A 26,549-nucleotide genomic window follows, 5' to 3' on the forward strand; every position below is an offset into this window, starting at 1 on the left:
GCGCGCGCCTGCGCCGCACGCACGGCAGGCGCGTACTGGCGGGCCAGGGCGAGCGCGGCGTCCAGCGTGAGCGGTGCGCCCGACGGCGCCGGCGGATCGGAGGGGAGTGGCGCACGGCCGGGCACGACCTGGGCGGCCGCCACCAGGGGCAGGCACAGGCTCGCGCCCAGCACGGCAGACGCCATGCGAGTGGTCTTCACGCCCACACTGTTGCAGATCGTCGTGAGAGGCGTATGAGAGAGTTTGTGCGATGACACGGCTCCGCGCCTGGATCGGCCCGGCGTGCCTGGCGCTCCTGCCGCTGGCGGTGTGGCCCGGCCTCGAGACGCCCTTCTCATCCCCCAAGCTCATCTGGCTCGTGGGCTCGACGGTCGCGCTGCTCGCCATCCCGTCGAGCGGCCCGTCGGCGCCCCTGCCCCCGGTGCTGCGCTGGACGGCGGTCGGGTGGATCTCCGCGTTTCTGCTGGCGGGCCTTGCCGCACCGCTCCCGGCGTTTCCACCGGTGGTCCTCGGTGTGGCGGCACCGCTCTTCGCCCTCGCCCTCGTGCGTGGCGGGGTCGCGCCACTGCCGCTCATGACGGCCCAGGTGCTGGGGGCGACGGCCTGTAGCGTGGTGGCCCTCGCGCAGTGGGCAGGCCTCGACCCGTTCCTGCTCCTCGGCTGGCACGCGCCAATCGACGGGGCCAGCGTCCGCATGCGCGTCTACGGCACGCTCGGCAACCCGAACTTCGTCGGCGTCCTGGCCGCCATGAGCCTGGCGATGACCCTGGCGCTGGCCGCCAGCGCATCGACGTCCATGCGGCGTCGGCTCGCCTGGACCGCGCTGGTGGTCCTGGCCACCGCACTGATCGCCACCGGGTCACGGGGCGCCGTGCTCGGCCTCGGCGCCGCGGTGGCCGTCTACGCCTTCCTGCGCTGGTCACGCCGGGTGCGCATCGGCGTGGCTGCCGTCGCCCTGTTCGCCGGCGTGGCCATCGCCGTGTCCCCCGCGCGTCCGATCGACACCACGGCCGCCGGTCGCGTCTACCTCTGGCGCGTCGTCTCTCCCCGCGCCTGGGAGGCCCCGTTCGTGGGCCACGGACCCGGTGCCGTCACGTTGCAGTTCCCGCGCTGGCAGAAGGAGGCCGCGCGAGACGGGGTGCGCGACCGCCGATTCGCGGGACTGACGGACCACGTCCACAACGACTACCTCGAGGCGCTGGTCGAACGCGGTGTGCCAGGCCTGCTGTCGCTGCTCGCTCCCCTGATCGCCGTGCTCGTCGTGGCCATCCGCCGGGCGCGCCCCGCGTCCCCGGTCCTCGCCGGCGCGACGGCCGCGATGGTCGCCGGTGCGGCCTGCGCCCTTGTCGACTTCCCGCTGGCGCGCCCCACCGAGCTGGTCTGGTGGTGGGTCGCCATCGCCATCGCCCTGCAGGCGTCGTCGGCGGAGTCGGCGCCCGTGACGACCGACACGGGTCACGTTTGAACGGCCGCTGACCACCCACTCGGTGTACCCGCAGGCCGCCGGCTCCGCGCCGTCCGTCACGCGCCGCATCGGGTGGAGGACACATGGAGAGACGACACAGGCGCGCGCAGCGCGTGCTGACGATGGTGCTGGCCGTGGGACTGGCGGGCGTACTCGTGAAGGCGGCCGGGTTGACGTCGAAGTACGACGCCGAGATGGCCAGGCTCAGGGGCGAGTGGCGGGTGGCGCGGCAGGCCGAAGGGCTCGACCCTGTCCGCGGCGCCAAGGCGCTGTACGACAAGTACCCGACGCCGGAACTCGCACTGTGCAAGGCCGCCGTCGTCGCCCCGGGCGCGTCGGCGCCGCTGACCTGCAGCGGCACGTTCGGCCCGAAGACCACGTTCCTGACCGACCACGACCAGATCACGCTGACGCCGGGCGCCGTGTCGGCCACGTCGTTTGCGGCGACCACGACGGTCGCGGCCGACGCCCTGCCGGCCTTCGTGCGCGTGTTCGCCTACACGCCGGTGAGCGGCGCGTGGAGTCGCCGCGGCGCCGTCGTGATTGGGGCCAGACCGGCGTTCACGTTCACCGCCAGCAACGGGTGGACGGTGACGCTGACACCGGACGCCAGGACGTGGCTGGTCGATGGCGAGACGGCCTCGCTGTCGTATCGCGCGGAGTACTTCACACCCGGAAGTGCCACGCCGTTCGAGACGATGACCGGGCCACTCACGGTGTCGGCCAGCGATCGTCCCGGACCGACCTACACCGTCAGTCTGCAGGCGGGGGGCACCGGGACCGCCATGCAGGAGTACCAGGAGCTGGTCTCGAAGATGGCCGACCCTGCCGCCTTCATGAAGATGTCGGCGAAGGAGCGTGCGGCGTTCGAGAAGCGGATGGAGGAGGTCGGTGACCGCATGACGAAAGAGATGGAGGCCATGACGGCCAACCCCGAGGCCATGATCGAGAAGCAGGCCAGGTTCGGCTGCGGCGCCATCTCCATCACGGTCGAGGGGGGCCAGGCCTCCGGCTCGGTGAGCTGCGGGCAGAAGGTCGGGTCGCTGAGCCTGAAGGGCAAACGTGCGTGATGGGGCCCATTAGTCTTCTGGCAAGGAGACTAGTGGCCGCGATCCGGGTGCAAGAAGGTCACATGGCCGAGCTTGTGTGCATTTTCTTGCATACAACTCGGCTTTTTGCGTTATGACACTCCCACACTTCACGAGCCACCCGCGTACGCAGGCCCTCTTGGGGCTGCGCGGCACCTCCCGGGGAGGGGTGCCTCGTCGGGCGTCTCGCGCCCATGGACCGAGCCACCTCAGGAGGGAGCCACGTTCGTGTCAGTTACCCGGAGAGTGCCGATCGTCTTGAGCGAGTATCAACGCGAGCAGCTGATTCGCTGGGTGTCGTCACCCGAGACGTCTCCCCGTCTGCTTCGCCGCAGCCGGATCGTGCTCCAACTGGCGTCCGGAGCGTCGGTACACCGTGCGTCGCAGGTGCTGGCCATCAGCGAGCCCACCATTCGCTTGTGGCGGGATCGCTTTCGGTTCGGGGGACTCGAGGCCCTGACCGTCGATGCGCCACGACCGGGCCGGCCGCGGCGCGCGCGTGATCACGCCCGCCAGGTCATCGCCGACTGCCTCGCAGCCACGGCATCAGGCCGTGCACCGAGCGTGCGGGCGCTGGCTCGCGAGACAGGTCTGGGGCGCCACCTGGTGCAACAGGTGCTGCTCGACATGGGTGTGCTGAGGGGACCGGCGCGCGCGTCGCCCGACGGCGAGTCCGTGGACTCCACCGCCACCTGAGTGTGCAGCCCACCGCGTACGGTCCCTCCCCCGTTCGCGCCCTCGCCTCCTCCCGCTCCCCCCTCCCGCCCGTCCTCGCCTTCGTCGCGCGCGTCTGCTCCAATAGCGCGCATGTCCCTGTCGCGTCGCGCCTTCGGGCGGCTGTGTTCTGGCCTCGCCCTGCTCTCGTCGTCGGCGACCGCCGTGCGTGGGGGCACACAGAGTCGTCGCGAGACGTCCGGGTCGCCGTGGCGCGTCCGCAGCGGCATCCACCCGCATCTGGCGGTGTTCAACGACGGGGGCGCGACGCAGGACAACGAATGCGGCATCGGCGCGGTGGTGCCCTGGGCCGGACGTCTGTGGGTGATGACGTACCCGCCGCACCGCCGCACCGGCAGTGCCGACAAGCTGTACGAGATCGACGATCAGCTCGACGTCGTGGTGCGCGCCGAGAGCGTCGGCGGCACGCACGCCGGTCGGATGATCCATCGCGAGTCGCGGCAGCTCGTGATGGGGCCGTATGTCATCGATCAGGCGCGGCGGGTCCGCGCGGTCGATTTCTCGTCGGGCTTCTCGGCCCGCATCACCGCCGTCGCCCGGCATCTGCAGCACCCGTCGCGGGCCGTCTACCTGATCGACATGGAGGGCCCCATCTGGGAGCTCGACGTGCACACGCTCGAGGCGCGACGCCTCTTCGTGAAGCCGGTGCCTGGCTGGCACGCCAAGGGCGCGGCCACGGCGTACGGCCGGCTGGTGATGGCCAACAACGGGGAACTCCGATCGGGCGACCTGGACACGCTCGTCTGGGAAGCGCCGGAGGCGACGTGGAGTCGCGGCGAGGAAGACGCCGGCGTGCTGGCCGAGTACGACGGCAGCCGCTGGGAGATCGTCAGTCGGCGGCCGCATACGGAGGTCATCGGGCCGGGCGGCCTCACGGGAGACCACGCCGACGGCGCGCCGTTGTGGAGCATGGGGTGGGATCGGCGGTCCGTCCTCCTGCAGGTGCGCACGCGGCAGGGATGGCGCACGCATCGGGTGCCCAAGGGCAGCTACACGTACGACCCGACGCACGGCTGGTTCACCGAATGGCCGCGCATCCGCGACATCGGCGAGGGCCCCCTGCTCATGAACATGCACGGCACGTTCTTCGCGCTGCCGCGTGACTTCGGGGCCGCGACCGCGCGTGGACTGGTGCCGCTGGCCACGCACCTCCACTACACGACGGACTTCTGCGCGTGGCGAGGTCAGGTGGTGCTCGCCGGCGACGACACGTCGATCCTGCAGAATCCCCTGGCGGCCAGACCGCAGTCGAACCTGCGCTTCATCGATCGCGCCGATCTCGGGACGCGCTTCGGGCCGCGATACGGATGGGGCGGCCCGTGGGTGCGCGACGCCGTCACGCCCGAGATGACCAGCGAGGCGCTGCTGGTCGGCGGCTACGACCGCACCTGGCTCCATCTGGCGCACGACGCCGCGACCGCTGTCACCGTCGTGGTCGACGGGGCGGCCGACGCCGAGGGGCCGTGGCGCGAACTGGCGCGCGTGCACGTGGCCGCGGGGCGTGTGGACGGCGTGGGGATTGCCGGTGACGAGGTGGCGTGGATTCGGACCCGCGCCCTGCACTCCGCGACCTGTACCGCCTACGCCCATCTGACGAGCGCCGCGCCCGAGCCGCCGGGAGGGCGTGACACGTTCGAGAGCCTGGCGCGCACCAGCGATCGCGGCGCGTGGGTGGGGGGCGTGATCCGGCCCGCGGCGCATTCGCGGGATCTCACCGTGCTCGCCGTCCGCCGCTCGGGCGGCAGCGGGCCTGCGCCAGGCACCACGACCTATCTCGAAGTCGACGAGCGCCTCGTCTTCTCGGTGCCCGATGCCCCGCAGCGCGCCGCCGAACTCGCCGCGATCGGGACGTATGCCGTCGATCACCAGGTCGATGCCGCGTCGGTGCTCGTCATCGACGAGGCCGGGGCGCGCTGGCGGTTGCCCAGCCGCCCGCAGGCGTTGCCCCCAGGCGAGGCACGTGGGCTGCGCGAGGTGATCTCGGAGCGCTATCTGGCCAACTACGGCGGCACCTTCTACGAGATCCCGCGGCAGGGCACGCGGCACGCGCCCGACTTTCGGCGGATGAAGCCGGTCGCCTCGCACGATCGGCGCATCACCGACTTCGCCACGTGGCGGGGCCTGCTCGTGCTCGCGGGCGTCCGCATGGATGCGCGAGACGACGACCATTGCGTGCGCGGCGCCGGCGGCGACGGCGCCCTGTGGTTCGGGGCCATCGACGACCTGTTCGCCCTCGGCGTACCGGCGGGCGACGGCGGGCCGTGGCATCGCACGGCCGTCTCGGCCGGGGTGCCGAGCGATCCGTACCTCATGGCCGGCTTTCGGTGCGCCCGCCTCAGGGTGTCGCACGATCGCCCGACGCCGATCGTCGTCCGCATCGAGATCGATGCGCTCGCCGACGGCACCTGGTGGACGCTCGACGAGGTGGCGGTGCCAGGAGGCGAGGGCGTGAGTTACGCCCTGCCGACGGGCTTCCTCTGCCACTGGCTGCGGCTGGTGCCGGCCGCCAGCGCGACGATGACGGCCCGCGTGCTGAGCGAGTGACGCGACAGGCGGGGCCACGGCCCCGGTTTGACCGCGCGCCGGGAAATCCCCGATCGTGAGGGATGGTCACCTCGGTCATGCGCGTCGGTGAGACGGCCGCGATCACGCTCGACGATCTCCTGCTCGACCTCTCCGGACTCAAGGTCGGCGATGCCGTCCGGGTGCAGTGGAAGGAAGACGGCACGCTCGTCGTCACGCCCCTGGGCCGGCCTGCGACCCGGGAGGAACTGGCCGCCAGCATCCGCCGTGTCTCGCCTCAGGTGGAGAGTTCGCCGACGCCCTGATCGCGCGCGGCCCCTCGCTTGCAGTCCCTCCGTTGGGTGCCCGATGCGGATGGACCGTATCGCCGTGTGCCCGTGGAGCAGAGACATGCACACGTATGCGCAGGCGCGCCCCTCGCACGAGCGATTGGCCGCCGGCCTCGGCTGGTTCAGTCTGGCGCTCGGCACCGCAGAGATCGCGGCGCCGCGGACCATGGCGCGGCTCTTCGGTATTCCTGACGACCCACGGCTCGTGAGCGTGCTTCGCGGCTTCGGCGCGCGCGAGATCGCCAGCGGTCTCGGCCTGCTCACGCAACCGGAGCAGCCGGGATGGGCTTGGTCGCGTGTCGGTGGCGATGCCATCGATCTCGCCTTTCTCGGCGCCGCCGCCAACGAGGACTCGGCCAACCACCAGCGTGTGGCCATGGCTGCCGCGGTGGTCGCCGGCGTCGCCGCGCTGGACCTGATCTGTGCCCGCGGGCTGCAGGATCACCAGGACAGCCGGCGTGCGCTCGGCATCGAGCGCAGCCACGACGTCAGCGTCGAGCGGGCCGTCACGGTCGGGCGTCCCATCGCCGAGGTGTTCGCGTTCTGGAAGGGCTACGAGAACCTCCCACGCTTCATGCAACACCTGACGTCGGTCGAGACACTGGCCGAGGGTCGCACCAGGTGGACGGCCACCGGCCCGGCTGGGGTGAGTGTGTCGTGGGATGCCGAGACGCTGGTCGAACGCGAGAACGAGTGGATCGCCTGGCGGTCGCTCGAGAATGCCGACGTCGACAACAGCGGCTCGGTGCGCTTCCAGGAGGCGCCGGGCGGGCGTGGCACCGAGGTGCACGTCCACCTGACGTACAGCCCACCGGCCGGACAGCTCGGCCGCGGCATCGCCTGGCTCTTCGGGCAGGAACCGGGGCAGCAGATCAAGGACGACCTGCGCCGCTTCAAGCAGCTGATGGAGACGGGAGAGATTCCGCTGTCCGAGGGGCTCGGACTGCAGCGCGCGGCTCGGCCCGTGCGTGACGTCGCGGACGTGGCCGCCATGGCGGGTGTGTCTCCGGAACTGGTCGGCGCGGGTGCGCGCCTCGAAGGAGGACGCGCATGAAGGCCGCTTGCTGGCACGGACGTCAGGACATCCACGTCGAGCATGTCGAGGACCCCAGGATCCTCAACCCGCGCGACGCCATCATCCGGATCACGAGCACGGCCATCTGCGGCTCCGATCTGCACCTCTACAACGGGTTCATCCCCTCCATGAAGAAGGGCGACATCATCGGCCACGAGTTCATGGGCGAGGTGGTGGAGACGGGCACGGGCGTGTCCACCCTGCGCAAGGGGGACCGCGTGGTGGTGCCGTTCCCGATCGCCTGCGGTCATTGCGAGCCCTGCAGCCGCGAGCTGTACTCGCTCTGCGAGAACTCCAACCCGAATGCGTCGATGGGCGAGGCGCTGTGGGGCTACGCGCCCTGCGGCATCTTCGGCTACTCGCACCTGATGGGTGGGTACCCGGGCGGCCAGGCCGAGTACGCGCGGGTGCCCTTTGCCGACGTCGGGCCCCTGAAGGTGCCCGAGGAGCTGACCGACGAGCAGGTGCTGTTCCTCTCGGACATCTTTCCGACCGGCTTCATGGCGGCCGAAGCCTGCGGCATCAGGAAAGGTGACGTGGTCGCGGTGTGGGGATGCGGCCCGGTCGGGCAGTTCGCCATCAAGAGCGCGTACATGCTCGGGGCGGCCAAGGTCATCGCCATCGACCGCTTCCCGTACCGCCTGCGGGTGGCTGCCGAGCAGGGCGGGGCAGAGACCATCAACTACGAGGACGTGTCGGTGTCCGACGCGCTGCGCGAGATGACGGCAGGACGCGGCCCGGACCACTGCATCGACGCCGTCGGCCTGGAGGGGCATGCCCCCGGGCTGAAGGGGGCCTACGACAAGGCGAAGACCATGATGATGCTCGAGACGGATCGTCCCGTCGCGCTGCGCGAGGCCATCATGAACTGCCGCAGCGGGGGCACCATCTCGGTGGCGGGCGTCTACGGGGGCTTCATCGACAAGTTCCCGATGGGCGCCATCGTCAATCGGGCCCTGACGATCAAGTCGGGGCAGACCCACGTGCACCGCTACATGCGCCCCCTGCTCGAGCGGATCCGCAGCGGCGAGATCGATCCGTCCTTCGTCATCACGCACCGCCTGTCCCTCGATCAGGTGTCGGAGGGGTACAGCACCTTCTCGGGCAAGGAGGATGAGTGCCTGAAGGTCGTCATGACACCCTGACCAGCCTCCTCATCCGTAGGGATGTGCGACGCCTGTTCAGAGATTGAACACCCTTGCGGGCGAGGAATGGCCTTTCATGGGCCGTCTCGTCCGCACCGCCACATGGCAGGAATGCTGCACAGATAGCGCCGGATGAAGCGTCGCGCCTATCTGCGAACCGTCGGCCTGGCCGTGCCTGGCCTGCTCCTGTCAGGCTGGGCCTCGTCTCAGGCGGCGGTCCGGCCGGTCCCTCTCGTGGTGCGTGATCTGACGGCGCGTGACGACGAGGCCGCGTCGCTGCGCGCCGGGGTCGAACTCGGCCTCGACGACGTGGCGCGGGTGGCGCAGGCCCAGCAGACGTCCGTGGTGGTTCATCGGACGACGGACGCCGCGGCGGCTGCCGACGCGTCGTCGACGATGGCCGTGCAGGTCGTCGTGACGATCGAGGACGACCGTCATCCCGTCCACGGGACGATATCGTCCGGACCCCGCATCTATACGTGCCCACTGGTCGAGTGGCGGCCCGACGCCTGGTCGGTCGCGTCCCCGCTGTCCGCGCGTCGCGGGCCGGTGAGCTCCCTGGACTGGCACCCGACGCTCGACACCCCGGAGGCGATCGCCCTGACCACCCGGTTTGCCCGTCGCACCGGTGTGCCGATGGACGAAGCGGCGTGGCGCGGCTGGATGGCGGTGAAGGTCGCCGTCGACGTGGCGCTGCGGGCCGAGGCCGGCGAGGACGACCTTCTGGCGTTGCGCGTCGACGGCCACAAGGGCGTGCCGCTGCGGTTCTCCGAGGACGGGCACCTCATCCAGCCCGCGTGCGCGATGGTGAATGGTCGCGCGGTGTTCGGCCCAGCCGTCGATCACGACCTCTTCGCAGACGCCGACTAGCGCCGTCTCCCCGGCCCTGCACTACACTGCAGGCTTCGGAGGGACGGTCATGAAGCACACGGCAGTGGGAGTGGCACTCGGACTCGGCATCGCCATCGGCGCGGCCGGCGCGACGTTCGCCCGGGGCGCCGCCGACGAGGTGATGGGATCGCGCGCAGTGGACTGGAAGGACATGACGGCCCGTCCGACGAAGGTCGGCGAGGTGCGTCAGGTCTTCGAGCACCGCACCGCCACGCTCGACGAGCTCGAGCTGCACATCACGACGCTGCAACCCGGGCAGTCTCCACATGCGCCCCACAAGCATCCCGACGAAGAGGTCCTGATCGTCCGCGAAGGCACCGTCGAGACCTTCCTCGGCGATCGCACGCAGGTCGTCGGCCCCGGCTCGGTGATCTTCCAGGCCGCCAACCAGCTGCATGCCATCCGCAATGTCGGCACCGTGCCGGCGACGTACCACGTCATCAAGTGGAACTCGCCGGGCATGAAGCCGAAGAAATAGTGCCGCCATCAAGGAGTGCTCTCGCATGAGTGACCAGAACAGCACCGCCCCTCAAGGTCTTCCGCGCCGCGAGTTCGTTCGCGCCGCCGGCATGGCCGCCGCCGGCCTCACCATCGTTCCGCGCCACGTGCTGGGCAAGGGGCAGACGGCACCGAGCGATCTGGTGAACGTCGCCGGGGTCGGTGTCGGTGGCATGGGCCGGTCGAACATGACCAACCTCGCGAGCCAGAACATCGTGGCGCTCTGCGACGTGGACTGGGGCTTTGCCGGCAAGGCCTATGACGGCATCCCGCAGCAGGTGGCGGCGGCCGAGAAGCGGCTCGCGGAGGCCACTCCGGCGCCGACGCCCGAGCAGCGGCAGCGCGCGCAGGCACAGATCGAGAGCCTGAAGCAGCTGGCGGCCAAGGCCGGCAAGGCGACGCGGTACGTCGACTACCGCGAGATGCTCGAGAAGCAGAAGGACATCGATGCGGTGATGATCGCCACGCCCGATCACACGCACGCGGTGATCGCGACGGCGGCGATGAGTCTGGGCAAGCACGTCTACGTGCAGAAGCCGCTGGCTTGGTCGGTCGAGGAGTGCCGGGCGCTCGCGAAGAAGGCGATCGACACGAAGGTCGTCACGCAGATGGGCAACCAGGGCCACTCGTCCGACGACGCCCGACTGGTGAACGAGTACATCCAGTCGGGGACCATCGGCGACGTGCGCGAGGTGCACATCTGGACCAACCGGCCGCTTGCGTACTGGCCGCAGGGGATTCCGCGTCCCGAGCCGTCGAAGATGACGGCGAGCCCTGACGCCTCGCAGCCCTGGAATCTGCGGTTCGTCATGGACAAGCTCGCCGGCACGATGCAGGCCGCGCCGCATGCCGTGCCCGACAAGCTGGCGTGGGATCTGTTCCTCGGTCCCGCCCCGCAGATCGAGTACCACCCGGTCTACCACCCGTTCAACTGGCGCGGCTGGACGGACTGGGGTGTCGGCGCGATCGGCGACATGGGCGCGCACCTGATCGATCACGCCGTCTGGGCGCTCGACCTCGGCTACCCGACGTCGGTCGAGACGCAGTCCACGCCGTACAACAAGGCGACGTACCCGATGGCGACCACCACCTACTACGAGTTCCCGGCGCGCGGCGCCAAGCCGGCCGTGAAGGTGACGTGGTTCGACGGGGGTCTGCTGCCGCCCAAGCCCGAGGAGATGGGCACCGAGGAGTTCGACAAGGGCGGTGGCGTGCTCTACATCGGGAGCAAGGGCAAGCTGCTGCACGGCACGTATGCGCAGAACCCGCGGTTGCTCGGTCCGCTGGCCAACGCGCCCAAGCCGCCCCAGACCTACAAGCGCATCACGACCTCGCACGAGATCAACTGGATCGACGCCATCCGTGGTCGCCAGGAGACGACGTCACCGTTCTCGTACGCGGCCAAGCTGACCGAGATCATGCTGCTCGGCGTGGTCGCCCTGAACGCCGGCAAGAAGATCCAGTACGACGGCGCGACCATGAAGATCACCAACGCGCCCGAGGCCGAGCAGTTCCTCCGCCGCCAGTACCGTCAGGGGTGGGCCCTGGCGTAAGACCTCGACGAGGACGGAGGACCGAGGAAAGAGGAGGGAAGTAGGTCAGAGGTACGAGGAAGGAGGGCAGGTGCGCTTCTTCAAACCTCCTCCAACCTCCTCCAATCTCCTCCAACCTCCTCCCTCCGTCCTACCTCCGTCCTCATTCCTCTTTCCTCCGTCCTCGCGCCTCCGTCCTCGCGCCGCCCTGGTCTTCTAGGCGGCCGCGGGGGCTTTCCTGGGGGCGGCGGCGCGGGCGCGCCACGCGCGGAAGCGGCGCCAGGTCAGCGCGAGGCCGGTCCAGATGAGGACCACGGACGCGGCGGTCACCACGCAGGCGATGGTCTGGCCCACCAGGCCGTAGTACTCGCCGGTGTGCACGAAGCGCATCCAGGAGCGCCACTGCCGGCCCCGGCTCTGTGCCTCGAACCCCTCCCACTTCTTCGTCTCGCCCGTCACGCGATCGAGCTGCAGCGTGCCCTTCTTCTGCGGCTGCGCTCCCGTGCCCGTATCCACCGTCACCTGCAGCGTCGTGTCGCGCGGCGTCGGCACCCGCGCGCTGAGGATCGTCCACGCCGCGTCGCGTGTCGCCGCTCGGGCGAACAGGGCGTCGGTGGTCAGGTAGCGCGCCTCAGGGGCTTCGCCACTCGGCGCCCCGCCGCCCTCACCTCGCGGTGCGCCGCCGGGACCGCCGGGCCCCCCAGGTCCGCCGGGCCGGGCCGGGCCTGCCTGCGGCGGCGTTTCGCCCACCATCCGGAACGTGAGGTTGCTCGCCCACGGATAGCCGATGACGACGCCCGACCAGACGATGACGGCGAGCGGCACCAGGCTCCAGTAGCCGATCACGTGGTGCCAGTTGAAGTCCCGGGCCTTGCTCGAGAGCCCCCCGCGGAACCAGAGCACCTGCCGGAACTGCGTCCAGGTCCAGGTCCGTGGCCACCACAGGTAGAAGCCGCTGATCACGATGAACAGGAAGACGAGGTTGCTGATCCCCGTGATGGCCTTGCCGACCGGGCGGCTGGCGTCCTTGAGCGCCAGCCAGCGATGCCACTCCATCGTCGAGCGGAAGAAGGCGCGCGTGCGGGCCGACCCGGTGCCGAGAATCTCGCCCGTGTAGGCATGCACGAACACGGAGCCCTTCTGGCCGAAGTTCACCTCGACCGGCGCGTTCACGTCGCGACGGACGGTGACCAGGCCGGGCGCCGCCTCGGGATGCACGGCGGCAGCCCGGGCGACCAGGTCGTCGACCGGCAGGCGCGCCTGGCCCGGGGTGGCGGGCGGACCCGAGACGCCGTCGGCCCAGCGGATGATCTGCTTCTCGTAGGCGAGCACCACGCCGGTGACCGACATGAGGAGGATCACCGCGGCTGCGGCGACGCCGGCGATCAGGTGCATCCAGAAGACGAAACGACGAAGCGGGAGCGTCATGATCCTCACCATACGAGCGCGCCCGACCGGGAACGCGGGGCAGAATGGACCGCCGCAGTCTTTTCACGTCACTGCCACGGAACAGTCATCGAACAGCCACGGAACAGGCTGGATCCATCTAAATGAGACACAGTCTCGATTTAGGATCCGCGCTAACGATATATCCGACCTGTATGGTCGTCAATAGGGAGCAACTCTTCCTGGCCATGCCCAATACCAATGCACCCGGATGAGTCGCTGGACTCGTACTGTGTAAGTCGAGGTGCGCGTGTTCCCCAATCCACTCCTCTGTGCCCTGTGGTTCGTCCTGACGCCACTCCAGACCGGCGCGCCCGCGCAGCCAGCCGCCCCTTCGACCGCCGAGCGGGCGCAGCCCTCGGATCTCGACGCGCTGATGGCGCGCGTCCTCGCCAACCGCGACCAGAGCTGGCGGCGGCTGCAGGAGTACCTGCTGGCCGAGCGGGAGCACTTTCGTCTCCTCGGCCCCGACGGCGCGCCGATGTTCGGCAGCGAGCGGGAGTACCTGTGGGTGGCCCGTGAGGGTCGGGCGGTGCGAAGTCCGGTGCGCATCGACGGCGTCACCGTCGGTGAGGCCGACCGTCGCAAGGCCGAGGCCGACTGGGACGAGGAAGAGACGCGTCGTGCCGAGAAGGCCACGAAGCGCCGCGAGGCCGCCGCGGCCTCCGGGGCCGCGGCCGACGTGGACGCGATGCGCAGTGGGGAGCCACGCTTCATCTCCGAAGTGCAGTTCCTCCGCTTCAGGTTCGAGCCAGGCAACTACTTCTTCGTGGGGCGCGAGACGCTCGCTGGCCGCGAGGTCCTCCGCATCGAGTACTACCCGACGCGCCTCTTCGCCGAGGCCTTCGAGGAGGAGCGCCGCGAGCGCGACGAGGCCCGGCGCAAGGCCGAGGCCGAAGGCCGCCCGCTCCGCGACGTCGACGACGACGAGGACGAGGAGGACGTCCGCATCGAGCAGGCCTTGAACAAGGTCACGCTCGTCACGTTGTGGGTCGACCCCGCCGTGGATCAGGTGGTGCGCTACACCTTCGACAACGTCGACTTCAACTTCCTGCCCGGGCGTTCCCTCGTCCGCCTCGACGCGGCCCGCGCCACCATGACGATGGGCCAGCCCTTCCCGGGCGTCTGGCTGCCGGAATCGCTGACCGTCGAGGGCGGCATCACCCTGGCGAACGGCTCGTACCGCGCCGAGTACGCCCGTCGCTTCCGCGACTATCGGCAGACTGACGTGCAGATGCGCTTTCGCGTCAAGGACGACAAGTGACCGGGTGCGCCCGTCTCGCCGCGGCGGCGTGCCTGTGCGTGTGGCTGGGGGCGGGCCCGTCGTCGGCCCTGGCGCAACCTGCGCCCGCGTCGCCCACCGCTCCTCTCATCGTCACGGTCGTGCGTGTACACGGCAATCACTCGACACCCGATGACGAGGTACTCCGCATCGCCGCGATCGTCGTCGGCGCCCCGCTCGCGCCGAGTGACGTGGCGGCCGCGCAGCAGCGTCTCGCGGACAGCGGCAGGTTCGCTCGTGTCGAGATCCGGCAGCGCGCGCGCTCGATCGACGACCCCTCGCAGGTCGCGCTGATCATCCTCGTCGCCGAGCACGCGTCGGTGAGGCCCATCGACGTCGGCCTGCCACCCATTCCTGGGCCGCTCGGTCGACTGCGCAGCCAGACGATGTTCCTGCCGATCCTGAACGTCCGCGACGGGTACGGACTCACGTACGGGGTGCGGACCTCGTTGGTCGGTGGGGCGCAGTCGACGTCGCGCCTGTCGGTGCCGGCCTCCTGGGGTGGCACGCGGCAGTTGGCGCTGGAGGGCGAGCGGACGTTCACGTCAGGTCCGGTCGCCGGTCGTGGCGCGCTCACGCGCGTGCGGGGTTCGGCCGGGTTGTGGCGACAGGAGCATCCGTTCTTCGACCAGGGCCAGTTCCGCCGGTATGTCGACGCCGAGATCAGCATCCGGCCGCGCGCCTTCGTCGGGGCAGGTGCCACAGTCGGCACCGCCAGCGTGTCGTTCGGCAAGGTGGACGATCGGATGACGAGCGGCGGCGTGTTCGCCTTGATCGACACCCGCCGCGATCCAGGGTTCCCGCGCAATGCGGTGTACGCGCGCTCGTCATGGAGCCGGCTGTCCTTCGCACGGCCCGAGCAGTCCGATGTGCCCACCGGCGGGCGCAGCCGCTGGCAGCACGACGTCCGCGGGTATCTCGGCGTGATCGGGCAGGTGGTGCTGGCGGCCCGTCTGCAGGTCGATGCCACCGACGGCCCGCTGCCGGCCTACGCCAAGCCGATCTTCGGTGGCGCCGACACCCTCCGCGGTATCCGCGCCGGGTCGGCCGTGGGCGACAACCTGTGGGCGGCGACCGTCGAGGCGCGCGCGCCGATCACCTCGGTGCTGCGATCGACCCGCCTGGGCGTCATGGCGTTCTACGACACGGGGGCCATCTGGGACCACGGGCAGCGCTGGCGGAACGCTGGTCGTGAGGAAGGCGTCGGCGCCGGCATCTTCGCCGTGAGCCCGGTCTTCCAGTGGCAGCTGAGCGTCGCCCGCGGTCTTGGGCGGAGTACTCGTGTCCACCTCAGCACGGGGGTGAGTTTCTAGGGGGCGGAAACCGGAAACCGGAAACCGGAAACCGGGAACCGGGCACCGGGCACCGGGCACCGGGCAGCGAGGACCCGAGGACGCGTCAGCGCGCCAGCAAGGCGTCCGCGATGTGTGTCCACTCCTCGTCGAGCGAGCCGCGGAAGACCGGTTGGCCGGCCCGGCCATACCAGTAGCGGGCGTTGGACGCATCACCTTCCTTGCGGTGCAGGTAGGCGTGCACCCACGCCGCGTCGCGGGTCTCCAGGTCCTGCACCACCACGTGCGCCTGGTCCCAGTCGCCCTGCGCGTCGTGCCACAGGGCGAGCACTTCGGGCAGGACGGCGGTGGGCATCGCGGCGAGTGCCCGGAGATCGTCAGCGGTCATGCGCGCGATCGTATCCTCGGAGGCGTGCCGTCGTCTCCGCCTGCCCGGCGCCTGGCTCTGCTCGGTCTGCTGACGGCGCTCCTGACCGGGGCGTCGGCCTCGTCGACCCTCACATCGTCGCAGGCGCCGCCCGGCCGCGTGGTGCTCATCAGTCTGGACGGCATGGGCACCCGGTTGTTCCTCGACGATCCCGTGAGCGACGAGTTGCGCACGCTTCGAGCCCTGCGCGCCCGCGGCGTCATGGCCGACGGTCTGATTCCACACATGCCCAGCACGACCGCCAACACGCATGCGGCGCTCTGGACGGGCGCGTGGGGCGACACCAACGGCATCACGGGCAACGACATGCCGCTGCCGCCGCGGGGCGAACGCCTGGCCTCGGCGACCGTGTCGGGCTACCGCTCCGACGGCCTCCGCGCAGAACCGCTGTGGGTGGCTGCCGCCAGGCAGGGCGTTTCGACGGTGGCGCAGCAGGCCACGCAGGTGTTCCCCCTGCGCGACGACCTCACCGGCGCGGCGATGGTCGCACCTCCCGTGGTGCTGCACGGCTACCAGGCCCCCGTCGTCGCCCCGTCGCGATGGCTTGGCCCGGCAGATGTCACCCGTCGCCGCTGCGCATCGGGCGACAGGGCCGTGCGGTGCTTCTCCTGGGTGGCGGGTCCGGTGACGTTCCGTGCGGCGCTGCGGCGCGGTCCGCATCAGGCGTCGGCGCTGCGCGTCCACCTGGATGGGACGACGCGCGCCGTAGACGTGCCGCTCGTCCCGACCGAACACGAGCCGCCAAGGGGCCGCTCGCTGGCGAGGCACTTCAGCGACGGCCTGCTCGTGGATGTGCCCGGCGTGCCGCCCGTGATGGCCTACTTCCGTCTGTTCGAGGCCTCGGCCGACGGGCGGTCGCTGGTGCTGTTCCAGTCGCAACTGCAGGAGTCGGTCTTGTCCCGCGGACGTGTCGTCTCGCGGGCCGAGTCCATCGCCCTGCTCGAGGCCACGGGCGGATTCGTCGGCAACGGCGACGACGAGCCGTGGGAGCGGGAGGGCGTGGGTGGCCTCGCGCTGTGGCAGGGCGGCGACGGCCGGCGGGAGCGGCGGTATCTGGAGACGCTGGAGCTCGGGATCCGCCAGACCATCCGTCAGGCGCAGCATCTCTGGCACACGCACGCGCCGCGCTTCTTCCTGGGCTACGTCAGCATGCCGGACGAGATGGACCACGCGTGGATCGGACACGCGCGCGACGATGCCCGCTACGAGCCGCTGCGTCGCTGGGGGTATCAGCTGGTCGACCGGGCGGTCGAGACCTATGCCGGTTTCGTCTCCGATCGCGACCACCTCGTCTTCGTCAGCGACCACGGCATGGCGCCCGTCACCCACGAGGTACGCGTCAACCTCGCCCTGCGCGCCGCCGGCCTGATGGCCGTCGACGCCAGGGGACGGATCGACCCGGCCCGATCGCAGGTCCTCTTCGGACGCAACTGCCTGCGCATCCACACCGATGACTGGAAGGGCGGCCTGGTCCCGGTGGGGCAGCGGGAGGCCGTCCTCGCGCGTGCCGTGACGGTCCTGCGGGGGATACGGGCGGAGGGCGATGCCCGGCCGGTCATCACCGACGCGTTCTGGACACCGGCTGACCGCGAGCGCCTCGGGTTCGGCGGCCCCAACGGCCACGACGCCTGCTTCGACGCGCGTCCGGGCTTCATGATGGCGACCACGATGGGCGACGGCCCGCTGGTCCGCCGCCGCCCGCGCCCGACCGGCGAACACGGCTATCTGCCCACGCGTCCGGACATGCACGGCATCCTGATCGCCGCGGGTCCGGGGCTGCCCGCGGGAGGGCGATGGCCCGTCACCCGCGCCATCGACGTCGCCCCGCTGGTCAGCGACCTGCTCGGCATCCACCCGCCACACTCCGCCACCGGGCAGTCTCCACTTCCCCAGTAGAAACCCCCGACAGGACGGAGGACCGAGGAAGGAGGACGGAGGTAGGACGGAGGACTGAGGAGAGAGGTAGGACAGAGGAGACCTTCGACCTCTGAACTCGGTCCTACCTCCGTCCTCCCTCTTCTTTCCTCCGTCCTTTCTCTTCCGTCCTCAACTGGCTTTCTTGAGCGCGGGGGCCGGCCTGGCGTCCGGGGCGTCGACGATGGCCGAGTAGACCAGCTGTCGCAGGGTGCTGTGCGCGTCGGAGCCGCCGGCGGGCAGCAGCTGGGTCATGAACACCACCACCAGCTTCTCGATGGGGTCGACCCAGAACTTCGTGTGATACGCGCCGCCCCAGCTGAACTCGCCGACCGAGCCCTGGCGTCCTGACCGCCCGACGTGCTCGGTGATCTCGAAGCCGAGGCCGAACCCGAACGCGCCGCCCGAATAGAGCGCGCCGACGTGGTTGGAGGTCATCAGCTCGACGGTCTTGGGGCTGAGCAGCCGAGCGCCGTCGAGCACGCCGCCATTGAGCAGCATCTGGAGGAAGCGCGCGTAGTCCGAGGCCGTCGACACGAGCCCGGCGCCACCCGAGTACGACACGCGCGGCCCGGTGACGTAATGGCCCTGGCCCATGCCCGGCTCCGGCGCCTTCGTGATGGGCGCGCCCACCGACGCGATGCCGTAGACCGTCGCGAGGCGATCGGCCTGGGCGGGGTCGACGTAGAACCCCGTGCTGGTCATCTTCAGGGGGGTGAAGATCCGGGTGCGGAAGAAGTCCGCGAGCGACTGGCCGCTGACCCGCTCGACGACCACGCCGAGGATGTCGGTGTTGAAGCCGTAGACGAACCGGTCACCCGGCTGCGCGTCCATCGGCAACCGGGCGAGGCGGTCGATCGTCGTGCCAATCGGCTCGCTCTTGTCGGCGAAGTACCACCCGATGACGTTGGCGGATCGGTAGTCGGCTTCGAACGGGTTGCCGTTGCCGTACGAGATGCCGGCCGTGTGGGTCAGCAGGTGACGAATGGTGATGGGGCGCACTGCCGGCGCACTGCCTGCGGAGGCGGCCGCGGCCGCCGGAGCCGTACCTGACGGTGGCGGCACCACGACGGTGGTCCTGGCAAACGACGGGATGTAGCGCGAAACGGGGTCCTCGAGGTGGAGGCGGCCCTCCTCGACGAGCATCATGATGGCCACGCTGGTCACGGCCTTGCTCATCGACGCGATCCGGAAGAGCGTGTCGGTGGTCATCGGCACGCCCTTCTCGAGGTCGCGCTTGCCCGCCGCCTCGTGGTAGACCACCTTGCCGTCGCGGGCCACGAGCGTCACCGTGCCGGCCAGGCGGCCCTGCTCGGTGAAGGCCTTCATCGTGGTGGTGATCCGGGCCAGGCGTTCCGGCGACATGCCGGCCTGGTCCGGCGTTCCGGCCGGCAGGGCCTGACCGAGGGCCGGGCCCGCCGCCACGGCCCAGAGTGCACACACGACCATCAGGTTCCGAAGCATCGATGTCTCCAGGGGGAGTCCGCGTCGGACACGGACTCGGTCAGCGGCGACGCTCGAGCGCCGCCTCGAGTGCCGTCAGGCGCTCGTCGAACACCCGCCGCACGTACGTGTTGGCGCAGCGCGCGAGCAGCGGCGGAAACTCGCGGCGCGTCTTCCTGAGGTACTTCTCCGAGAAGTCGCGGCGGGCCGGCACGATGCGGATCACGTCCTGCATGTTGTCGGTGCGATCGAGCAGCTTGAGCGCCACCGCGTCCACGTCCTCGAGGATGCGGGCCTAGTACGGCGCCTTGTCGTGGTCGTCGCCATCCTCGTCGCCAGATTCCCACCACTTGGTCAGCAGGCGCGCCAGCGTGATGGCGCGTTCGGTGAAGCCGGCAACGCGCAGGTCGTCCCAGGTGTGTGACGTGTCCTCGACCACGTCGTGCAACAGGGCGGCGACGACGGCGTCCTCGCCGAGTTCGGCCAATGCCGCATGGTGCGCGACGCGGAGGGGGTGATTGATGTACGGGTCGGGCAGTCCCCGTCGGGTCTGCCCGGCGTGCGCCGCGGCGGCGAACGTCGCGGCGCGCAGGATGGCGATCATGCTGGTCATTCTAGGGCGCGTCCGCGTGCGACACTACGGCTGCGTCACGTTTGGCGCCCTGCCGCCCACCTCTCACATGACCATGCGCACACTCGCCCTGACCCTCTGCCTCTCGTTGTCGGCCATCCCCGTCCTGGCGCAGAGCGCCGCCCGGGAGTACAAGGTGCTGGCCACGTCCAAGACCTCCACCATGGAGAAGGAGATGAACGCGGCGGCCGAGGCCGGGTACGTCTTCGCGGCCGTGATGGGCGGCGAAACCGCATTCGGCGGCTCCGAGGCGGTCGTCGTCATGCAGAAGAACCCGAAGCCGTCGTCCATGTCCTACAAGCTGCTGGCCACCAACAAGACCGGGACCATGCAGAAGGAGATGCGGGCCGCGGCCGACCTGGGCTATCACTACGCCGGGCAGACCGTCTTCTCGTCACTGTTCGGCGGGGAGGAAGTCGTGGTCATCATGGAGCGGGACAAGGACAACCCCAAGCCGACGGAGGACTATCTCCTCGTGGCGACCAGCAAGACCTCGACACTGCAGAAGGAACTCGACGAGGCCGGCGGCGCCGGCTATCAGGTGATCGGGATGACCGTCGGGCAGACCGCGATGGGCGGCGCCGAGCTGGTGGCGATCGCGCGCCGCGATCGCAAGTGACGGCGCTGCGTGTGGCTCACCAGGCCATGCGCGACACCAGCACCTCGGTGCTCGCGCGCTGAATCGACCACACCTGCGTCGGGTCCGAGGGATCCAGCGCGATGCCCTGGCCCTTGCTCTCGACGGGGACGATCGCGTCGAGCACGAGCGTGCCGCCAGCCGTGGGCAGCCGCAGCACGTGCAGCTCCGGCGCATGATGCCCGGCCGTCAGCAGCCGCCCGTCCGGCAACCAGACGCCGCCCGAGCTGCTCATGCCGTCCCAGCGCGCGACCACGGCCTTCGGGAACGCCCAGCTGCCGGTCTCGCGCCACTCGGCGTCGTAGCGCACCAGCACCGAGTACTCGGGGCCCTTGCCCGGCTCGCCGGCGGGCGGAGGGTAATGCGCATACATCACCCACCAGGCCCCGTCGCGACGGTCCACCCACGTCGCCGAGCCGCGGCCCGTGCCGACGGCGATGGTGCGGACGTGGCGCATCGACACCGTGTCCCACACCTCGATGGAGCTCACCATCGGCACGCCCGGGTAGTTCGAGTGGGCGCTGTACAGCGCGCCGTCGATGACGACGCCGCTGTTCAGATGGAGGAAGGGGCCGCCTTCGACGTCGGCCCACTCGCCAACCCGTCGTCCGGTGGCCTTCTCGTACTTCCCGATGCGCCGGTTGGTGATGGCGTAGAAGTGCGTCGCATCGACGGCGACCGCCTGCCTCGCTTCCGGTGCCGGATAGCGGCGGACGACCGGCCACGCCTGGCGCTGCACCTGTAGGGAGGGACGGCTCGCCGACCTGGCCGCCGCAGCCCCTGGTGCGGAGGCGGAGCCGTCCGCCTGCAGCACCGCGGCGGCGAGCACGGTCGCGAGGACGCGGCCCGCTCGGCGAGCGGGCCGTCCCACCCTGGTCATGCCTTCAACACGGACGTGAACACGTCGCACGCCGTCCGCATCTCGGCCATCGTGCCGATCGAGATGCGGGAGTAGTTCGAGAGCGGCGGGAACGGGCGTCCGACCGCCACACCCTGGGCGCGGCACGCATCCCTGAAGGCGATGCAGTCCCGCCCGATGTCGGCCATGACGAAGTTGGCGTGCGAGGTCGGCACCTTCGCGCCGAGCGCTTCGAGCCGCTGCACGGTGAAGGCACGGGCCTCGGCGTTCCGGGCGCGCTCGCGGGCTTCGAGCCCGGTGTCCTCGAGCGCGGCGATGGCGCCATGCAGACCGATCGTGTTCACGCTCATGGGCAGGCTCCACGCCGCCAGCCGCTGCAGCAACGCCGGCTGCCCCATCGCGTAGCCGACACGCAGCCCCGCCATGCCGTACATCTTCGAGAACGTCCGGCTGACGAGCACGCGTGGCGACGCGAGGGCCAGTGGCAGCGCCGAGACGACCCCGCCGCCGTCGGCGTACTCGATGTACGCCTCGTCGAGCAGGATGACCACGTCGGGCGATCGCGCCAGCGCATCGGTCACGAACGATCGGATGCGGTCGAGCGGCAGCGCCACACTGGTCGGATTGTTCGGATTGCAGAGGAAGATCAGGCCTGCGTCGGGCACCAGGCGCGCCATGGCGTCGAGATCGACCTGCAGGTCGGCGCCAACCGGCACGTCGTGCACGGGGCGACCCAACTGTCGCGCCCGCCGGGCGGGCTCTTCGAACGTCGGGACAGGCGCGATCAGGCTGCGGCGTTCGTCCGTGAACGCCAGCACCGCGTTGAGCAGGATCTCCGAGGACCCGCAGCCGGTGAGCACGTTGGCCGGCGAGACGCCCTGGCGCTTCGCGATGGCCGCTTCGAGCACGCCGTCGTAGCGGAACGGGTACACGTGAGACCGCTGCGTCGCCTCGGCAATCGCCTTGACGGATGCGGCACAGGGTCCGGCCGCATTCTCGTTGCTGTCGAGGCGAATCAGGCTGGTGCCGGCCGGGGACGTCGCCGGTTGCGAGGCCGCCCACGCGCCCGCTTCGCGACCCCGCGCGAGCATCAGGCCGGAAGCGACTGCTGCAGACGACTGAACGAACCGACGCCGGGACCACGCCATGCCGAGACTCCTTGAGAGGTGAGGTCCTCATTGTATGCGCCCGTCGATGGCTGTGGCCCTCAGCGGCCCGGCCAGCGCTCCGAGGGCGTCCGCGCCGTCGCGAAGAACTGCCGGAACTGCGCCACGACCTCCGGATGCGCCGCAGCGACGTCGCGCGCTTCACCCACATCGTTCTTCAGGTCGTACAACTCGATCGGGCGATCGGGCGCGAGCCACACGGCCTTCCAGTCGCCTCGCCTGGCGGCCCGCTTGTAGCCGCCCTCGTGGAACTCCCAGTAGAGCGTCCGATCCGGGGTCTGTGATGCCTGCGCCGAGAGCAGCGCGTCGCGCATCGAGATGCCGTCGACCCCGGTCGGCGCGGCGATGCCGGCCGCCGCGGCCAGGGTCGGCCACACGTCCCAGTGCGCCCACGGTGTGTCTCGCACCACTCCTGCCGGCACATGACCCGGCCAGCGCACCAGCATCGGCACGCGGATGCCGCCCTCGTACAGATCCCGCTTGATGCCGCGCAGCGGGCCGTTGCTGTCGAAGAACTCCGGGTCGGCCCCGCCTTCCTTGTGCGGGCCGTTGTCACTCGTGAACACCACGATCGTGTGGCGGTCGAGCCCGCGCGCACGCAGCGCCTCGAGCACCTGCCCCACGCCCTGGTCCATGCGCGTGACCATGCCGGCGAAAACCGCCTTCGGGGTCGGCTGCGAACGGTAGCCTCCACTCACCGTGTACGGCGGCATCGGCGTGGTCGCATCCGCCTTCGCGTTCACGAACGGGGTTTCCGGGAACCGTCCCACGTACGGCGCCACGGCGTCGTCGGGCGCCCGGAGTTCGGCGTGTGGCAGTGGATAGGCCAGGTACAGGAAGAACGGCTGCGTCGACGTCCGCTCGATGAACGCCACGGCGGCGGTGGTGAACAGGTCGCTGGTGAAGTCACGCGTGGGTGAGACCGCGACCCACTGCCCGTTCTTCCAGAGGCGGTCGGTGTACTGGCGATGCGGTTGCTGGTGGGTCATGTAGCCGAACGTCTCGTCGAACCCCTGCTTCTCGGGCAGGCCCGGCGTGCCTTCGTACCCCAACCCCCACTTGCCGACCAGCGCGGTGCGATAGCCATGCGCCTTGAAGTGCTCGGCCATCGTCACGTCGGCATCCTCGAGCGGAATCTCGCCGTTGCCGCGGATGCGCCCGTGTCCGGTATGCAGCCCCGTCATCAGCGCCGCGCGCGATGGCGCGCACACGGTGCTGCCCGAGTAGTAGTTCGTGAACCGCGCGCCCTCCGCCGCCAGGCGGTCGATGTGCGGCGTGCGGAACTTCTGCTGGCCGTAGGACGACACGTCGCCCCACCCGAGGTCGTCGGCGTGGATCAGGATGACGTTGGGCGTCCGAGAGGCCGTGGCGGGCGGGCGTTGTGACGCGGGCGTCCGTTGCGCAAACGGCAGCGCCACCAGGCACGCCACGAGCAGGGCAAGACCGTGCGTGAGTCGCATGCGCGATCCTCGCACAGTGGCGGCAGCCGACGGCGCTCTATACTGGACGCCGCTCAGCCGTGCCCATGTCTTCTGCCGATCCGCTCGATCGCCCAGCCACGGTCGACCGCGTGCGCCTGGCGCTGGCGGCGATGGACATCTCCGCAAACGCTCGTCATCAAGTCCTCGCGCTCGCGAGTCGCACACCGACGACGCAGGAGTGGCGCCGGTTCCTGGCGTCGGCCCTGCTGGTGTTCGGCGCCGGTCTCGTCCTCTCGGGCGTCATCTCCTTCTTCGCCTTCAACTGGGCCGCCCTCGGACTGTTCGGCAAGCTCTGGCTGATCGCCGCGGCCATGACGGCGTGCGCGCTCGGGGCACTGGCGCGCCCCGACACATTGCTCGCGCGTGTGCTGCTGTTTGCCGCGTCGGTGCTGGTGGGCGCGATGCTGGCCGTCTACGGTCAGGGCTACCAGACGGGCGCGGATCCGTGGGGACTCTTCGCCGTCTGGGCGCTGCTGGTGCTGCCCTGGGCGCTGGCCGCCTGCTTCACGCCGCTGTGGCTGCTGGTGGTGTGCCTGGTGGACGTCGCGCACGCCCTGTACGTCATCCAGGTCCTGGACGGGCCGCGCTGGGACAGCGCGACGGTCCTCGGCATCGTCGGCGTCCACGTGCTGGCCGTGATGGCGTGGGAGGCCCAGTTCCTGCGGCGCGTGCCGTGGCTCGCCGATCGCTGGGCGCCACGCGTGCTGATCGGCACCGCGCTGCTGCTCCTGCTGGGGCCGAGCCTGGCGCTGCTGGCGTGGCCCACCTGGCGCAGCGGTCTCGGGCCGCTCTCGCTGATGGTGCTGACGTTCCTCGTGACGACGACTGCGGCCTACTACCGGCTGGTGCGTCCCGACGCCTTCATGCTCACGATGGCTGCGGGAAGCGTGATGGCCCTGGTCACGACGCTGATCGGTCGGCTGCTGCTGGTGACGCTGAGGCTCGATCTCCTCGGCCTGCTGCTCATGACCGGGTTGGTGGTCCTCGAGGTCGCGCTCGCCGTGTCGTGGTTGCGCCGACAGGTCAGGGACGACGAGCGATGATGCCTGAACGTTCGCTGGGAGCCGTCCTGCGCGAGGCGAGCCAGGCGGGGTGGCTGCGCGGCGATGCCGACGTGTCCGCCCGGGCCGCGCTCTCGACTGCCAGCCACGATGACCTGCCCTGGTATCTGCGCGTGCTGATCGGCGCCGCGGCATGGGTCGGGGCGCTGTTCCTGCTCGGCACCGTGATGGGGCTGATTGCGCTTGTCGTCGGATCGCATGTGGACGGCGCCGCGATGCTGATGGGCCTCGCGCTGATGCCGGCCGGCGTGGGGCTGCGCGCGCGCGGCGGCGGCCACCTCCTGTGGCAGTGTGCGCTCGTGATGGTGATCGCGGGGGAGCTGATGCTGATCGGCGGATTCGCCGACCTGTCGAACTCGCTCGGCCAGACCTCGGCCATCACGATCGTCTCGTCGGCGCTGCTCATCGCGGTCTTCCGCGACGGGGTGTACCGCTTCTGCGCCACGTTGGCCATCGTGGCGGCGACGCTGGTGATGGCGTTCGATGCGCGAGTGCTGTACGCGTTGGCGCTGCTGACCGCCGTCACGGCGGCCGTCCCCGTGCTGGCCTGGCGCGTCCTGCCGGCGTTTCGGCGGTGGATCCCGGCCCTCGACCCCGTGGCCTGGGCCAGCGCCACCGCGACCTGCGGGTTGCTCGCCCTGCAGGCGACACTGGACGTCCTCATCGACACCTCGGGCTACAACCGCACGTTCCTGGCGATGCTGCTGCCAGTGGCGTGGCCGCTCACCGCGGTCTTCGTCACGCTCATCGTCGGGATTGCCCTGCAGGTGGCCCGCGACCACGCGGTGTCCCCGTCGTCTTCCGTATTCCTGGCCGTCATCGGGGCCAGCGTGGCCCTCGGCGTGCTGACGCACGCGACCCCGGCCGTGAGCGGCGCGCTCCTGCTCGTAGTGCTCGGCTTCGATCGGCGGCGAACGGGACTGGTGACGCTCGGTGGCGCCTTCCTCATCGGCTTCCTCGGCATCCACTACTACAGCCTGTCGCTCACGCTGCTGCAGAAGTCGGCCGTGCTCGTCGCCAGCGGGGCGGTGTGCCTGCTGCTGGTCGCCGTGCTCCGCCGTGCCGACCGGGAGGTGATGGCATGATGCGTCGCGCCCTCATCGTTCTCGGACTGGTCGCCGTGCTCGGGCTCGTCGCCTGGGCGGTCGTGCAGAAGGAGCGTCTGCTCGCCACGGGGAAGACGGTCGTCCTCGGGCTGGCGCCGCTCGATCCCCGGTCGCTCATCCAGGGCGACTACATGCGTCTCGAGTTCGCCATCGCCCGGCGCTGGCCGCAGGATGACAGCTGGCCGCGCGATGGCGTCCTGATCATCGCGCCGGACCGCTTCGGCGTCGCCGAGTTCCGCCGTCTGGATCGCGGCGAGCCGCTCGCATCAGGTGAGCATCGGCTGACCTATCGCATCAGGAAGGGTCGCCTGCAACTGGGCACCAACGCCTGGTACTTCCAGGAGGGCACGGCAGCCGCATGGCAGGCTGCCAGGTACGGCGAGTTCCGCGTCGCCTCCGATGGGACTGCACTGCTGGTGAGGCTTCTGGACGCCGAGTTGCGTCCGATGGGACCACGATGACCCCCGACCGTCGCACATTCACGCTTGCCGCCCTGGCCACGGCTGGCGCCGGCTACTTCGGG

General features: G+C 70.3%; 25 protein-coding genes and 1 pseudogene. 17 read left to right on the top strand and 9 right to left on the bottom strand.

Translation table 11 applies throughout. The features are described from left to right. A pseudogene (locus Q0C41_RS17550) lies at positions 1-200 on the bottom strand (hypothetical protein); the annotation flags it as partial. A 50-nt stretch (positions 201-250) separates the two neighbouring features. Between Q0C41_RS17550 and Q0C41_RS17555 the strand changes: the two are divergent. The 10 genes from Q0C41_RS17555 to Q0C41_RS17600 all read left to right on the top strand — a co-directional run bounded on the left by Q0C41_RS17555 (position 251) and on the right by Q0C41_RS17600 (position 11,302). After that, entirely contained in the window at positions 251-1,465 is a 1,215-nt protein-coding gene (locus tag Q0C41_RS17555) for an O-antigen ligase (protein WP_291985776.1), read from the top strand. A gap of 83 nt (positions 1,466-1,548) precedes the next feature. After that, positions 1,549-2,535: a hypothetical protein gene (locus Q0C41_RS17560; protein ID WP_291985778.1), complete on the top strand. Its 987-nt coding sequence runs from the start codon at positions 1,549-1,551 to the stop codon at positions 2,533-2,535. 246 nt (positions 2,536-2,781) lie between these two features. Beyond that, a complete protein-coding gene (locus Q0C41_RS17565) occupies positions 2,782-3,249 on the top strand; it encodes a helix-turn-helix domain-containing protein (RefSeq protein WP_291985780.1) in 468 nt (155 codons plus the stop codon). A gap of 111 nt (positions 3,250-3,360) precedes the next feature. After that, positions 3,361-5,832, top strand: a complete 2,472-nt coding sequence (locus tag Q0C41_RS17570) for a hypothetical protein (RefSeq protein ID WP_291985782.1) — start codon at positions 3,361-3,363, stop codon at positions 5,830-5,832. A gap of 62 nt (positions 5,833-5,894) precedes the next feature. After that, the gene (locus tag Q0C41_RS17575) at positions 5,895-6,116 is read left to right on the top strand and encodes a hypothetical protein (RefSeq protein WP_291985784.1); all 222 of its coding nucleotides are present in this window, start codon (positions 5,895-5,897) and stop codon (positions 6,114-6,116) included. Positions 6,117-6,201: 85 nt separating this feature from the next. Beyond that, entirely contained in the window at positions 6,202-7,194 is a 993-nt protein-coding gene (locus tag Q0C41_RS17580) for an SRPBCC family protein (RefSeq protein ID WP_291985786.1), read from the top strand. Beyond that, positions 7,191-8,360, top strand: a complete 1,170-nt coding sequence (locus tag Q0C41_RS17585) for a zinc-dependent alcohol dehydrogenase (protein WP_291985788.1) — start codon at positions 7,191-7,193, stop codon at positions 8,358-8,360. The genes Q0C41_RS17580 and Q0C41_RS17585 overlap by 4 nt, the downstream gene beginning before the upstream one ends. A gap of 132 nt (positions 8,361-8,492) precedes the next feature. After that, on the top strand, positions 8,493-9,230 hold the full coding sequence (locus tag Q0C41_RS17590; RefSeq protein ID WP_291985790.1) for a hypothetical protein: 738 nt from the start codon (positions 8,493-8,495) through the stop codon (positions 9,228-9,230). Between the two features lie 49 nt (positions 9,231-9,279). Beyond that, the gene (locus tag Q0C41_RS17595; protein WP_291985792.1) at positions 9,280-9,729 is read left to right on the top strand and encodes a cupin domain-containing protein; all 450 of its coding nucleotides are present in this window, start codon (positions 9,280-9,282) and stop codon (positions 9,727-9,729) included. Positions 9,730-9,754: 25 nt separating this feature from the next. Next, the gene (locus tag Q0C41_RS17600) at positions 9,755-11,302 is read left to right on the top strand and encodes a Gfo/Idh/MocA family oxidoreductase (RefSeq protein ID WP_291985794.1); all 1,548 of its coding nucleotides are present in this window, start codon (positions 9,755-9,757) and stop codon (positions 11,300-11,302) included. Between the two features lie 195 nt (positions 11,303-11,497). On the opposite strand, the gene Q0C41_RS17605 is transcribed toward Q0C41_RS17600, so the two are convergent. Next, positions 11,498-12,709, bottom strand: a complete 1,212-nt coding sequence (locus tag Q0C41_RS17605; RefSeq protein ID WP_291985796.1) for a PepSY domain-containing protein — start codon at positions 12,707-12,709, stop codon at positions 11,498-11,500. A gap of 268 nt (positions 12,710-12,977) precedes the next feature. On the opposite strand from Q0C41_RS17605, the gene Q0C41_RS17610 reads away from it, so the two are divergent. Together Q0C41_RS17610 and Q0C41_RS17615 are read left to right on the top strand one after the other, a co-directional pair. Continuing rightward, positions 12,978-13,991 carry a hypothetical protein gene (locus tag Q0C41_RS17610; protein ID WP_291985798.1) on the top strand — a complete coding sequence of 338 codons (1,014 nt, stop codon included), beginning with the start codon at positions 12,978-12,980 and terminating at the stop codon, positions 13,989-13,991. After that, positions 13,988-15,322, top strand: a complete 1,335-nt coding sequence (locus Q0C41_RS17615) for a BamA/TamA family outer membrane protein (protein ID WP_291985800.1) — start codon at positions 13,988-13,990, stop codon at positions 15,320-15,322. The genes Q0C41_RS17610 and Q0C41_RS17615 overlap by 4 nt, the downstream gene beginning before the upstream one ends. An 85-nt stretch (positions 15,323-15,407) precedes the next feature. Here Q0C41_RS17615 and Q0C41_RS17620 read toward each other — a convergent pair whose 3' ends face one another. Further along, positions 15,408-15,689, bottom strand: coding sequence for a hypothetical protein (locus Q0C41_RS17620; RefSeq protein WP_291985802.1), 282 nt, complete (start codon positions 15,687-15,689; stop codon positions 15,408-15,410). 24 nt (positions 15,690-15,713) lie between these two features. Here Q0C41_RS17620 and Q0C41_RS17625 point away from each other — a divergent pair, with 24 nt between their 5' ends. After that, the gene (locus Q0C41_RS17625) at positions 15,714-17,624 is read left to right on the top strand and encodes an alkaline phosphatase family protein (protein ID WP_291985804.1); all 1,911 of its coding nucleotides are present in this window, start codon (positions 15,714-15,716) and stop codon (positions 17,622-17,624) included. 150 nt (positions 17,625-17,774) lie between these two features. On the opposite strand, the gene Q0C41_RS17630 is transcribed toward Q0C41_RS17625, so the two are convergent. Genes Q0C41_RS17630 through Q0C41_RS17640 form a run of 3 tightly spaced genes read right to left on the bottom strand, consistent with a single transcriptional unit; the run spans position 17,775 to position 19,689 of the window. Continuing rightward, positions 17,775-19,106: a serine hydrolase gene (locus Q0C41_RS17630; protein WP_291985806.1), complete on the bottom strand. Its 1,332-nt coding sequence runs from the start codon at positions 19,104-19,106 to the stop codon at positions 17,775-17,777. Positions 19,107-19,146: 40 nt separating this feature from the next. Next, complete coding sequence (locus Q0C41_RS17635; RefSeq protein ID WP_291985808.1) at positions 19,147-19,353, bottom strand: hypothetical protein; 207 nt, start codon at positions 19,351-19,353, stop codon at positions 19,147-19,149. 27 nt (positions 19,354-19,380) lie between these two features. Continuing rightward, complete coding sequence (locus Q0C41_RS17640) at positions 19,381-19,689, bottom strand: HD domain-containing protein (protein WP_291985810.1); 309 nt, start codon at positions 19,687-19,689, stop codon at positions 19,381-19,383. On the opposite strand from Q0C41_RS17640, the gene Q0C41_RS17645 reads away from it, so the two are divergent. Then, complete coding sequence (locus Q0C41_RS17645) at positions 19,688-20,335, top strand: hypothetical protein (protein ID WP_291985812.1); 648 nt, start codon at positions 19,688-19,690, stop codon at positions 20,333-20,335. The two genes, Q0C41_RS17640 and Q0C41_RS17645, sit on opposite strands and share 2 nt — an antisense overlap. Before the next feature lie 16 nt (positions 20,336-20,351). Here the strand turns inward: Q0C41_RS17645 and Q0C41_RS17650 are convergent, their stop codons facing one another. The 3 genes from Q0C41_RS17650 to Q0C41_RS17660 form a co-directional block, all read right to left on the bottom strand. Next, complete coding sequence (locus tag Q0C41_RS17650) at positions 20,352-21,233, bottom strand: hypothetical protein (RefSeq protein ID WP_291985814.1); 882 nt, start codon at positions 21,231-21,233, stop codon at positions 20,352-20,354. Next, positions 21,230-22,303 (bottom strand): aminotransferase class I/II-fold pyridoxal phosphate-dependent enzyme, encoded by a 1,074-nt coding sequence (locus Q0C41_RS17655; RefSeq protein WP_291985815.1) that lies wholly within the window; start codon positions 22,301-22,303, stop codon positions 21,230-21,232. Before Q0C41_RS17655 ends, Q0C41_RS17650 begins: the two co-directional genes overlap by 4 nt. A gap of 116 nt (positions 22,304-22,419) precedes the next feature. Next, complete coding sequence (locus Q0C41_RS17660; protein WP_291985817.1) at positions 22,420-23,838, bottom strand: arylsulfatase; 1,419 nt, start codon at positions 23,836-23,838, stop codon at positions 22,420-22,422. Positions 23,839-23,903: 65 nt separating this feature from the next. Here Q0C41_RS17660 and Q0C41_RS17665 point away from each other — a divergent pair, with 65 nt between their 5' ends. The 3 genes from Q0C41_RS17665 to Q0C41_RS17675 are packed head-to-tail and all read left to right on the top strand — an operon-like array spanning position 23,904 to position 26,487. After that, a complete protein-coding gene (locus tag Q0C41_RS17665; protein WP_291985819.1) occupies positions 23,904-24,902 on the top strand; it encodes a DUF2157 domain-containing protein in 999 nt (332 codons plus the stop codon). Further along, on the top strand, positions 24,899-26,005 hold the full coding sequence (locus Q0C41_RS17670; RefSeq protein ID WP_291985821.1) for a DUF4401 domain-containing protein: 1,107 nt from the start codon (positions 24,899-24,901) through the stop codon (positions 26,003-26,005). The genes Q0C41_RS17665 and Q0C41_RS17670 overlap by 4 nt, the downstream gene beginning before the upstream one ends. Further along, entirely contained in the window at positions 26,002-26,487 is a 486-nt protein-coding gene (locus Q0C41_RS17675; protein ID WP_291985823.1) for a GDYXXLXY domain-containing protein, read from the top strand. Before Q0C41_RS17670 ends, Q0C41_RS17675 begins: the two co-directional genes overlap by 4 nt. Positions 26,488-26,549 lie beyond the last annotated feature (62 nt).

It is taken from the genome of Luteitalea sp. (assembly GCF_022842525.1).
GTDB lineage: Bacteria > Acidobacteriota > Vicinamibacteria > Vicinamibacterales > Vicinamibacteraceae > Luteitalea.

Bases quoted from the DNA above. Each gene is read 5' to 3' on its own strand.
- Q0C41_RS17675 (WP_291985823.1), top strand. From the start codon at position 26,002: ATGATGCGTCGCGCCCTCATCGTTCTCGGACTGGTCGCCGTGCTCGGG.
- Q0C41_RS17665 (WP_291985819.1), top strand. From the start codon at position 23,904: ATGTCTTCTGCCGATCCGCTCGATCGCCCAGCCACGGTCGACCGCGTG.
- Q0C41_RS17560 (WP_291985778.1), top strand. From the start codon at position 1,549: ATGGAGAGACGACACAGGCGCGCGCAGCGCGTGCTGACGATGGTGCTG.
- Q0C41_RS17590 (WP_291985790.1), top strand. From the start codon at position 8,493: ATGAAGCGTCGCGCCTATCTGCGAACCGTCGGCCTGGCCGTGCCTGGC.
- Q0C41_RS17620 (WP_291985802.1), bottom strand. From the start codon at position 15,689: ATGACCGCTGACGATCTCCGGGCACTCGCCGCGATGCCCACCGCCGTC.
- Q0C41_RS17645 (WP_291985812.1), top strand. From the start codon at position 19,688: ATGCTGGTCATTCTAGGGCGCGTCCGCGTGCGACACTACGGCTGCGTC.
- Q0C41_RS17580 (WP_291985786.1), top strand. From the start codon at position 6,202: ATGCACACGTATGCGCAGGCGCGCCCCTCGCACGAGCGATTGGCCGCC.
- Q0C41_RS17630 (WP_291985806.1), bottom strand. From the start codon at position 19,106: ATGCTTCGGAACCTGATGGTCGTGTGTGCACTCTGGGCCGTGGCGGCG.
- Q0C41_RS17670 (WP_291985821.1), top strand. From the start codon at position 24,899: ATGATGCCTGAACGTTCGCTGGGAGCCGTCCTGCGCGAGGCGAGCCAG.
- Q0C41_RS17585 (WP_291985788.1), top strand. From the start codon at position 7,191: ATGAAGGCCGCTTGCTGGCACGGACGTCAGGACATCCACGTCGAGCAT.
- Q0C41_RS17660 (WP_291985817.1), bottom strand. From the start codon at position 23,838: ATGCGACTCACGCACGGTCTTGCCCTGCTCGTGGCGTGCCTGGTGGCG.
- Q0C41_RS17555 (WP_291985776.1), top strand. From the start codon at position 251: ATGACACGGCTCCGCGCCTGGATCGGCCCGGCGTGCCTGGCGCTCCTG.
- Q0C41_RS17605 (WP_291985796.1), bottom strand. From the start codon at position 12,709: ATGACGCTCCCGCTTCGTCGTTTCGTCTTCTGGATGCACCTGATCGCC.
- Q0C41_RS17600 (WP_291985794.1), top strand. From the start codon at position 9,755: ATGAGTGACCAGAACAGCACCGCCCCTCAAGGTCTTCCGCGCCGCGAG.
- Q0C41_RS17650 (WP_291985814.1), bottom strand. From the start codon at position 21,233: ATGACCAGGGTGGGACGGCCCGCTCGCCGAGCGGGCCGCGTCCTCGCG.
- Q0C41_RS17640 (WP_291985810.1), bottom strand. From the start codon at position 19,689: ATGATCGCCATCCTGCGCGCCGCGACGTTCGCCGCCGCGGCGCACGCC.
- Q0C41_RS17575 (WP_291985784.1), top strand. From the start codon at position 5,895: ATGGTCACCTCGGTCATGCGCGTCGGTGAGACGGCCGCGATCACGCTC.
- Q0C41_RS17570 (WP_291985782.1), top strand. From the start codon at position 3,361: ATGTCCCTGTCGCGTCGCGCCTTCGGGCGGCTGTGTTCTGGCCTCGCC.
- Q0C41_RS17595 (WP_291985792.1), top strand. From the start codon at position 9,280: ATGAAGCACACGGCAGTGGGAGTGGCACTCGGACTCGGCATCGCCATC.
- Q0C41_RS17655 (WP_291985815.1), bottom strand. From the start codon at position 22,303: ATGCTCGCGCGGGGTCGCGAAGCGGGCGCGTGGGCGGCCTCGCAACCG.